This window comes from Halogranum amylolyticum, assembly GCF_900110465.1.
Taxonomy (GTDB): domain Archaea; phylum Halobacteriota; class Halobacteria; order Halobacteriales; family Haloferacaceae; genus Halogranum; species Halogranum amylolyticum.
In genome coordinates, this window is record NZ_FODV01000005.1 from 384,128 (window position 1) to 392,062 (window position 7,935).

A 7,935-nucleotide genomic window follows, 5' to 3' on the forward strand; every position below is an offset into this window, starting at 1 on the left:
TACATCGTATGTCAACCTAGAGAACGGTTTGGGGTGTCGAGAACTCGGTTGCTCACCGTGGTATCCATCGCATTTAAGAACATCAATCCCGAATATGACCGTATGTCATCAATCGAACTGACACCGAGTCAGAAACAAATTCTCACGGCCCTGATAAATCTCTATCGGGAGTCCGAGTCCGCGGTCAAGGGGGAGGACATCGCCGGTGAAGTGAACCGCAACCCCGGGACGATCCGCAACCAGATGCAGAGTCTGAAGGCGCTCCAGCTGGTCGAGGGCGTCCCCGGTCCGAAAGGTGGCTACAAACCGACCGCGAACGCCTACGAGGCGCTCGACATCCAGGAGATGGACGAGCCGGCGACAGTCCCGCTCTACCACGAGGGCGAACTCGTCACCGAGGCGAACGTCGAGGGGATCGACCTCTCGAGTGTCCACCACCCCGAGAAGTGCCGCGCGGAGATCCACGTACAGGGCTCCGTCCGCGACTTCCACGAGGGCGACAAGGTGACGGTCGGTCCGACGCCGCTGTCGAAGCTCGTCATCGAAGGCGTCCTCGACGGCAAAGACGACACCAGCAACGTCCTCATCCTCATCATCGACGATATGACGGCCCCGACCGAAGAGCCGGAACACTAACTGACTCGCGTTCTCGAATCGATTCTCTCTTCTCTCTCCTCCGAGCGGTGCGTATCGCGGTCGGGGAGCGGCCGACGACAGACGCCGACTCGACGTCCGATGCTCCGAGAGCGGCGTCGCCGTGAGGCGACGTCCAGAGAGAACGGAGAAAACTGGGAGAGAACGAAGAGAATCGGGAGAGAGCGACAGAACGTCGAGCGCGTTCGTCTACGCGTCGAGCTACAGGTCGTCCCAGGCGTCGAACGCGCGCTTGGCCGAGGAGACGTCCGCGATCCAGCGAGCGGCGATACCCTTCTTCAGCAGTTTCGCGCCGGGTCCGCCGAAGGTGTTGATCGGAACGCCCTGGACGTCGTGGGCGACGGCCTTCTCGCCGACGGAGACGACCGTCCCCTTGTCGTTGTGGGTCCACGTCTTCAGCGGCCCGCCGCGGACGGACCGAACGAGGTTCTGACCGGCGATCTCGGCGGCCTGCCAGGCGGCCTGTGCGGTCGGCGGGGCGACGGTGTCGTCGCCCTGGTCGACCAGCGCGGAGTCGCCGATGGCGAACACGCGGTCGTCGCTCGTCTGGAAGTCCTGGTCGGCAAAGATGCGGTTCGAACGCTCGTCTTTGTCGACGTCCGCTTCCGCGATCTCCTCTTGACCGGTGATGCCGCCGGTCCAGACGAGTACGTCGTAGTCGAGTTCCTCGGGAGCCTCGTCCTCGCCGCCGCCGAGGGAGATGGCCTCCTCGTCGACCTTCGAGATGAAGTCGCCCGTGAGGATGTCGACGTCGGCGTCCTGCAGACGCTTCCGGAGCGCACCCTGTACCTCGGGGTCCTGTCCGGGGAAGATCTCGTCGAGTCCCTCGACGATCTTGATGTCGATGGGTGCGCGGTGTTTGTCGCGGAACTCCGCGATCTCGCCGGCGCACTGGATCCCCGAGAGACCCGCACCGCCGACGACGATCTGTGCCGGTTCACTGCGGGAAGCCTCTTCGGCAGCGGTCTTGACCGACTCGTGGATCTCGCGGGCGTCGTCGAGGCTCTTCAGCGTGAGCGAGTGCTCCTCGAGGCCTTCGATGCCGTAGAAGGCGGTCGCGCTGCCGAGCGCGACGAGGAGATAGTCGTAGTCGACGGCGGTGTCGTCGGCGAGCTCGACGGTTCGCTCGTCGGTGTCGACGTTCTCGACGTGTCCTTCGACGAAGTTCGTCGACGGCGACTTGATCTCGTCGGTCGGGATGGCGATGCTCGACTCGACGGACGGCTTCCGGATCACCCGGTGGACCTCGTGGAGCACGAGGTGGTAGTCCTGCTCCGAGACCCAGGTGAGTTCGGCCTCGTCGTCGTCGATCTCCTTCTCGAACGATCGTACTGCGCCGGCCCCAGCGTAGCCCGCACCGAGGACGACGACCTGCGTAGTCATACGCGACTGTCCGAAGGCATGAGATAAATGGGCTTTGGAACCGGCCGCCAGAGAGACGGCAGATGTTGCCGTACGCGTCCAAAAACGGCGAGTTCGTGTGGTATCGAGTGTCGTGGAGAGAGGGGGCGACCGACTTACTCCAGCGAGAGACCGGCGTGCCAGTGGTCGACGCCCGCCTCGCGTTTCACCTCGTCCATCCGGGCGAGCAGTTTGACGGCGAGACTCGCTGTCTCGGCCGCGTTCGACTCCCCTTCGGTGCGGAACTCGCCGGTGACGCGGTTCGCGTAGACGGAACAGACCGCGCCGGCTCGGAGACCGTAGACGTTGGCGACGGTGAGCAGCGCCGACGCCTCCATCTCGATGTTTTTGACGTTCGCCTCCTGTAGCTCCTCGACGAGCGACTCGCTACCGGCGGCACGGAACCCCTCGAACCCGGGGCGGCCCTGTCCGGCGTAGAAAGAGTCGGCGCTCATCGTCAGCCCGACGTGGTAGTCGTAGCCGAGGCGTTCGGCGGCGGCGACGAGCGCGGAGACGACCTCCTTGTCGGCGACTGCGGGGTAGTCCTCGCGGACGTAGGCCTTGCTCGTCCCCTCCTGTCGGACGGCGCCGGAGGTGATGACGAGGTCACCCACCTCCATGTCGGGCTGGATGGCGCCGCAGGAGCCGACGCGGATGAACGTGTCGGCGTCGACGCGGGCGAGTTCCTCGAGCGCGATGGCGGCGGAGGGGCTGCCGATGCCCGTCGACGTGACCGAGATTGGCGTCCCCTCGTAGCTACCCGTCGCAGTCCGGTACTCGCGGTGGGAGGCGATCTCCTCGTAGTCGTCCCACAGTGCCGTGATCTTGTCGACGCGCTCGGGGTTCCCCGGGAGCAGCACGGCGTTCGCGACGTCGCCGGGTTCGAGTTCGACGTGGTACTGGAACTCCTCGTTCGGGTCTTCGCTGTCGTCGACCATGGTACAGAAGGTGACGAAAGACGGTGTAAAAGCGTTTGGCTCTCGCGACGGGTGCTATACCGCCGAACGGAGGCCTTCAGGTTTTCGCGCGCGCACGCGCGCGAAGCCCTCAAGCCATTCGAGCCCCGAGTAACTGACGAGGTTACTAATGACACCCACGAGACCGTCGGTAGCCAGCGAGGCGGTGCAGGGCGTCGACGACGGCCACGACGTCGAGTACGAGGAGGTGACCGTCCCGGTCCTCGTCGTCGGTGCGGGGGCCGCAGGAGCACGAACCGCTATCGCCCTCCAACAGAGCGGTATCGAACCGCTCGTCGTCGGGAAACGTGACCACGGCGACGCACACACGACGTGGGCCGCGGGCGGTATCAACGCCGCACTCGGCAGTCTCGACGAGGAGGACGACTGGACCATCCACGCCGCAGACACCTACAAAGAGGGACACTTCGTCAACGACCCCAAGGCGGTCGAACTGGTCGCGAAGGAGATGCCCGACCGCATCCGCGAACTCGACGAGTGGGGGATGCCGTTCGACCGGACCGACGACGGCGAGATCAACCAACGTTACTTCGGTGCGCAGTCGTTCCGACGCACCTGTTTCGTCGGGGATCGGACGGGCGAGGCCATCCTCGAGACGTTGGTCGAGAAAGCCCAGGAGTTGGAGATTCCCTACCGGGACAACGTGATGATCACCCGACTCCTCTCCGACGGGTCGCGAGTCTACGGTGCGGCCGGCTACGACATGGAGGACGGCCACTTCGTCGTCTTCACCGCCGAACACGTCGTGCTCGCCGCCGGGGGCTTCAGCGCGCTCTACAACCGACACTCTTCGCGCGACGAGGAGAACAACGGCGACGGGCCGGCGCTGGCCTACGAGGCCGGGGCGACCCTCCTCGATGCGGAGTTCGTCCAGTTCCACCCGACGGGGATGGTACAGGACCCCGACTGGGAGGAAGAGTGGTCGGGGCGCCTCGTCACCGAGGCCGTCCGTGGCGAAGGTGGCCGCCTGTTCAACTCCGAGGGCGAACGGTTCATGGAGCGGTACTCGCCGGACCAGATGGAACTGGACGCTCGCGACGTCGTCGCCCGTGCAATCGCTCAGGAGGTCCGTGAGGGCCGCAGGACGGAGAACGGGGGTGTCTACCTCGACATCTCGCACCGCGACCGGTCGTTCATCGAAGAACGGCTGCCGCGGATGTACGAGCGGTTCCAGAGCCTCGGCGTCGACATGGCAACGGAACCCATCGAAGTCGCGCCGACGGCTCACTACACGATGGGTGGCGTCGACATCGACTTCGACACCGGCGAGACGGGTATCGACGGACTGTACGCCGTCGGTGAGACCGTCGCGGGCGTCCACGGTGCGAACCGTCTCGGTGGCAACTCGCTGGCCGAGACAGTCGCCATCGGGAGACTGGTCGGCGAACACGTCGCGACGAAGGTGTGCGGCGAGACGCCGACGCTCCCCGGCGGGATGCAGGCGCTCGCCCGGCGGGAGTTCCGCGCGCTCGAAGCTCTAGAAGCCTCGGACGGCGACGTGACGCCCGAGGAGGTCCACGAGGCGTTCGGCCGACTCGTCTGGGACCACGCTGGCATCCTCCGCGACGAGGAAGGTCTCCGCGAAGGGTTGCAGCGACTCCGGGAACTCCGTGAGCGGACCGCCGACCTCCGAGTCGACGGCGACCGGACGAGTCTCGCCTTCGAGTACGCCGTGGACCTCTCGTTCATGTTCACGGTCGGCGAGGCCCTCCTCCGGAGTGCGCTCGAACGCGAGGAGTCCCGTGGGGCGCACTTCCGCGAGGACTTCCCCGAGCGAGACGACGAGTGGCGCAAGAACGTTCTCGTCCGCCGCGGCGACACGGGGATGGAACTCTCGACGCGCGGCGTCGGCGAGCCGTCGCCGGAAGTCCAGCGGGCGCTCGAGGAAGGGTACGAGCTGAACTACCACCATCTGGAGTAAGTTGCCCACGACCGAAGTCGTGGGAGGAAGTCAGTCGCCGTCGCGCTTCTCTTCTGCGGCTTCGAGCGTGCCGAGCGAGATAGTGTTCGGCAGCAGTTCGCCCAGCGTATACTCGGTCGTCTCTCCGTCGCCCTCGTCGCAGACGACGGGCAGATCCTCGTCGCAGAACTCCGCGAGCGTCTGTCGGCACATCCCGCAGGGGGTGACGCCGTCGCGGACGCCGGAGGTGACAGCGAGACGCTCGAACTCGGTGTAGCCGTTCTTGACGGCCTCGGCGACGGCGACCTCCTCGGCGTGGAGGCTGTTACTGTAGTTGGCGTTCTCGATGTTGCAGCCGACGAAGACGGTGCCGTCGCTCGTTCGGAGCGCGGCTCCGACACGGTACTCCGAGTACGGAACGTGGGCGTTGTCGAGGGCGTCACGGGCCTGCTGAATCAGATCGTCGGTCATGGCCGGACGTTCTCACAGGGACGGTTTATAGGCGCCGACGGACGACAGAGAGAAAGAGTCTATACCGGTCGGTCCCGACTCCGAGACGTGAACGACGAACGTACCGGACGACAGGTCCTGCTCGTCGTCGGCGGCGTCGTGGTGGGGTTGGCCGGTCTCATCGGCTTCTTCATCGGGTCGAACAGCGCAGCGTCGTCGCCGACGTTCGAGGTGTTCGAGACGGTGGCGTTGCCGACGACGCCCGTGAGCGTCGCTCTCTACGGGATGCTCCTCACGAGTATCGTCCTCGGCGGACTGTTCGTCGCGGTCGAGGCGGCCTCGCGCTACGACGACCGGTAGCCGAGCGCGTCAAGCGCGGTCCTTTTGTCATCGGAGAACGGAGTCAGCGTATGGCCACGCCTGCGAGCGAGCGGGACGCACCTCCACACGAGAGCGAGAACCGGAACCGCAAGCGCGCCGCGCTCGCCGTCTTCCCCTTCCTCGTCATCGGCGTCGGGAACGTGATCCTCATCCTGCTGATGGGGATGGAGAAGCTCTGGGGGTTCGCGCTGCTCCCCCCGGTGCTGTTCTGTTCGGTGCTCGCCTGGATCGTCTTCAGCACCGACTTCCTCGACGACCGGACTTGAGCTCCGCCGACCCGGGGGTCAGCGGCCCGTATCGTACTTGTAGGTCGCCCGTTCGGGGTCGATCCCGAAGTCCTCGGCGCTCTCCTCGGGTTCCGCCGTCTCCTCGATCGGCGCGGCGTCTTTGAACGCCTCCCTGAGTCGCGGCGGCATCTCGAACTCGTCGACGTCGACGACGGTCGCGACGACTCCCTCGTCGACGGTCTCCCGTTTCTCCGAGAACCGCTCGCGGAGCCTGGGGGGCAGGTCGGTCGACTCGACGGGGTCGAAGCCGAACTGGACGAGGTAGTTGGGCTGGTCGGTGATCGAGTAGACGTGGTCGAACTCCTCGGTGCTCGCCTTGTCGACGAGGCGTTCGACGACGTGTGCGCCGACGCCCTGGCCGCGCCAGGCCTCCAGAACGCCGATACCGGTCAGCTCGCAGACGTCCCCCTCGTCGGATTTGTGTATCCGAACCCGTCCGAACCCCGCCCGCTCGTCGGTCTCCTCGTCGACCGCGATGACGTAGTCCCGCGAGCGGAACGCGACGTCGTCGAGACCCATCGCCTCGATGTGGTCGAGCAGCCAAACCTCGTCGCGGTTCTTGGCATCACGGACGTACATGCCAACTCTTAGCAGCCAAACCGATAAAAAGTGTTTGCCGGACGGCGATTTGTCGACCTACACGGACGTTCGTGCGGAAAGTTACTTGACACGGGGAAGAAAAGACCAGGATATGACGACGGTACCAGACACCGACGAGATCGTACACGAACCGAGCCAGGAGTTCGTCGAGTCGACGAACGTCTGGACGTTCATGCAGGAGTACAACATCGAGGACTACGAGGAACTGATCGCCCGCACCTGTACGGATGTCGAGGGCGTCGAAGAGAGCGGCGTCGAGTGGTTCTGGGACGAGTTGGTCGACTATCTCGACGTCGAGTTCTACGAGGATTACGACAGCGTCCGGGACAATTCTGAGGGACCGCAGTTCTCCGAGTGGTATCCCGGCGGCCGCATCAACGTCGCCCACAACACGCTCGACAGGCACGCCGCCGTCGACAGCGAGAAACGGAACAAAGTCGCCTGCATCTGGGAGGGCGAGGACGGCGACGTCCGGGAGGTCACCTACCACGAACTCCACCGACAGGCCAACAAGGTCGCGAACTATCTGGAGTCCGTCGGTATCGAGACAGGCGACACGGTGGGGCTGTACATGCCGATGGTCCCCGAGGTCATCTCGATCCTCTACGGCTGTTTCAAAGTCGGAGCCATCGCCGTCCCCATCTTCTCGGGGTTCGGCGTCGACGCCACCGCCACACGCATCGAAGACTCCGAGTGTTCGGTGCTGTTCACCGGCGACGGCTTCCAACGCCGCGGCAGCGAGATATTCCTGAAAGGGGCCGCAGACGACGCCATCGAGGAAGCGGACCACGTCGAGCACACGGTGGTCTTCGACCGGTTAGGCGCGAGTGAAGACGCCAGTGACACAGAAGTACCGTGGACCGACGACCGCGACGAGTGGTGGTCCGAGGCGGTCGAACCGCAGGACGACGCCTACGACACCAAGGAACTCCCCTCCGACCAGGAGTCGATGCTGCTGTACTCGTCGGGCACCACTGGAAAACCGAAAGGTATCGTCCACACCCACGCGGGCGTCCAGCTGCAGACGGCCAAGGAGATCCACTTCGGCTTCGACCAGAAGCCCTCGGACCGCTTCTTCTGGGTATCCGACATCGGCTGGATGATGGGTCCGTGGACGCTCATCGGCAACCACACCTTCGGCGGTACCATCTTCATGTACGAGGGTGCGCCCGACTACCCCGAACCCGATCGCTTCTGGTCGATGATCGACCGCCACAAGCTCACCACCTTCGGCATCTCGCCGACGGCGATTCGCGCCCTCCGCAAGTACGACGACGAGTGGGTC

General features: G+C 65.0%; 9 protein-coding genes. 5 read left to right on the forward strand and 4 right to left on the reverse strand.

The window, feature by feature from the left end:
- Positions 1–102: 102 nt before the first annotated feature.
- A complete protein-coding gene (locus BSG17_RS12870; RefSeq protein ID WP_089824674.1) occupies positions 103–636 on the forward strand; it encodes an Rrf2 family transcriptional regulator in 534 nt (177 codons plus the stop codon).
- 219 nt (positions 637–855) lie between these two features.
- Here BSG17_RS12870 and BSG17_RS12875 read toward each other — a convergent pair whose 3' ends face one another.
- Both BSG17_RS12875 and BSG17_RS12880 read right to left on the reverse strand, forming a co-directional pair.
- Positions 856–2,037 (reverse strand): NAD(P)/FAD-dependent oxidoreductase, encoded by a 1,182-nt coding sequence (locus tag BSG17_RS12875; RefSeq protein WP_089824676.1) that lies wholly within the window; start codon positions 2,035–2,037, stop codon positions 856–858.
- A gap of 134 nt (positions 2,038–2,171) precedes the next feature.
- Positions 2,172–2,993 (reverse strand): nucleoside phosphorylase, encoded by an 822-nt coding sequence (locus BSG17_RS12880; protein ID WP_089824677.1) that lies wholly within the window; start codon positions 2,991–2,993, stop codon positions 2,172–2,174.
- A 148-nt stretch (positions 2,994–3,141) separates the two neighbouring features.
- On the opposite strand from BSG17_RS12880, the gene BSG17_RS12885 reads away from it, so the two are divergent.
- Positions 3,142–4,953 (forward strand): L-aspartate oxidase, encoded by a 1,812-nt coding sequence (locus BSG17_RS12885; protein WP_244531524.1) that lies wholly within the window; start codon positions 3,142–3,144, stop codon positions 4,951–4,953.
- 30 nt (positions 4,954–4,983) lie between these two features.
- On the opposite strand, the gene cdd is transcribed toward BSG17_RS12885, so the two are convergent.
- Positions 4,984–5,403 carry a cytidine deaminase gene (cdd, locus tag BSG17_RS12890; RefSeq protein WP_089824681.1) on the reverse strand — a complete coding sequence of 140 codons (420 nt, stop codon included), beginning with the start codon at positions 5,401–5,403 and terminating at the stop codon, positions 4,984–4,986.
- A gap of 87 nt (positions 5,404–5,490) precedes the next feature.
- On the opposite strand from cdd, the gene BSG17_RS12895 reads away from it, so the two are divergent.
- Both BSG17_RS12895 and BSG17_RS12900 read left to right on the forward strand, forming a co-directional pair.
- A complete protein-coding gene (locus tag BSG17_RS12895) occupies positions 5,491–5,742 on the forward strand; it encodes a DUF7520 family protein (RefSeq protein WP_089824683.1) in 252 nt (83 codons plus the stop codon).
- Positions 5,743–5,792: 50 nt separating this feature from the next.
- The gene (locus tag BSG17_RS12900; protein WP_089824684.1) at positions 5,793–6,029 is read left to right on the forward strand and encodes a DUF8142 family protein; all 237 of its coding nucleotides are present in this window, start codon (positions 5,793–5,795) and stop codon (positions 6,027–6,029) included.
- Between the two features lie 18 nt (positions 6,030–6,047).
- Here BSG17_RS12900 and BSG17_RS12905 read toward each other — a convergent pair whose 3' ends face one another.
- Complete coding sequence (locus tag BSG17_RS12905; protein ID WP_089824686.1) at positions 6,048–6,629, reverse strand: GNAT family N-acetyltransferase; 582 nt, start codon at positions 6,627–6,629, stop codon at positions 6,048–6,050.
- A gap of 112 nt (positions 6,630–6,741) precedes the next feature.
- On the opposite strand from BSG17_RS12905, the gene BSG17_RS12910 reads away from it, so the two are divergent.
- On the forward strand, positions 6,742–7,935 hold a 1,194-nt coding region (locus BSG17_RS12910), incomplete at its 3' end, for an AMP-binding protein (protein ID WP_139246604.1).

Bases quoted from the DNA above. Each gene is read 5' to 3' on its own strand.
- BSG17_RS12870 (WP_089824674.1), top strand. From the start codon at position 103: ATGTCATCAATCGAACTGACACCGAGTCAGAAACAAATTCTCACGGCC.
- BSG17_RS12875 (WP_089824676.1), bottom strand. From the start codon at position 2,037: ATGACTACGCAGGTCGTCGTCCTCGGTGCGGGCTACGCTGGGGCCGGC.
- BSG17_RS12880 (WP_089824677.1), bottom strand. From the start codon at position 2,993: ATGGTCGACGACAGCGAAGACCCGAACGAGGAGTTCCAGTACCACGTC.
- BSG17_RS12885 (WP_244531524.1), top strand. From the start codon at position 3,142: ATGACACCCACGAGACCGTCGGTAGCCAGCGAGGCGGTGCAGGGCGTC.
- cdd (WP_089824681.1), bottom strand. From the start codon at position 5,403: ATGACCGACGATCTGATTCAGCAGGCCCGTGACGCCCTCGACAACGCC.
- BSG17_RS12900 (WP_089824684.1), top strand. From the start codon at position 5,793: ATGGCCACGCCTGCGAGCGAGCGGGACGCACCTCCACACGAGAGCGAG.
- BSG17_RS12905 (WP_089824686.1), bottom strand. From the start codon at position 6,629: ATGTACGTCCGTGATGCCAAGAACCGCGACGAGGTTTGGCTGCTCGAC.